General features: G+C 61.4%; 1 protein-coding gene. It reads right to left on the bottom strand.

The genetic code is table 11. From position 1 onward, the window contains the following. On the bottom strand, positions 1–207 hold a 207-nt coding region (locus SM755_RS24095; protein ID WP_323174895.1), incomplete at its 3' end, for a hypothetical protein. Positions 208–241: the final 34 nt, after the last annotated feature.

Raw genomic sequence — 241 nt, 5'->3', positions numbered from 1 at the left:
ATTACGCTCGGTGACATCTCTGACAACCCCGACACTGCCCGGAAACTCACCGTCAGCAGGTTCCGCTCGCAGTCGATAGTACGACTCTAACTCCAGCAGGTCGCCGTCGGGTGTCTCAGTCACTGCCTCCACTGTGCCGGTGCTGAGGTCCCCGCTAACGACCCGCTCTCGCATGTCTGCGGCTATGTCCAGTTGGTCCGCGTCCACGAACAGCGTTCGAGGGTCCGTCCCCAACAACTCG

Origin of the sequence: Natrialba sp. PRR66 (assembly GCF_034808065.1) — an archaeon.
In the GTDB taxonomy this organism is placed as follows: Archaea; Halobacteriota; Halobacteria; order Halobacteriales; family Natrialbaceae; genus Natrialba; species Natrialba aegyptia.
The sequence above is the reverse complement of the archived record's forward strand: the minus strand, read 5'-3'. Positions and strand labels throughout refer to the sequence as shown.